The organism is Ulvibacter sp. 2210JD10-4 (genome assembly GCF_058148525.1).
In genome coordinates this window covers 1-251 of record NZ_JBYVJZ010000062.1, presented here as the reverse complement: position 1 = coordinate 251, position 251 = coordinate 1, and the positions used below count along the sequence as shown (strand labels likewise).

Sequence of the window (251 nt, the reverse complement as noted above, 5' to 3'; positions counted from 1 at the left end):
TACTATGAGTATAGCAGAGATGATGATTTAGCAGGTTTATTCACTTTTGAAAAAAACCGTACTAAAAAGAAAGTGATTGCTAAAGCACAAGAAAAATCTAACACAGAAGAGCAAGCCAGACAGGAAGCTGAAATAAAGGCAAAATTGACTGAAGAGGAACGAGTGAGGTTACTTGCTGAAGAGCAAGCCAGACTGGAAGCCGAAAAAAAAGCGAGACTGCTTGCAGAGGAAGAAGATAGGCTAGAAGCTGA

At 39.8% G+C, this 251-nt stretch carries 1 protein-coding gene; it reads left to right on the top strand.

The features are described from left to right. Positions 1 to 251 (top strand): hypothetical protein (locus tag ACY2RT_RS15475; protein ID WP_490156816.1); only part of this gene is annotated, 251 nt, incomplete at both ends.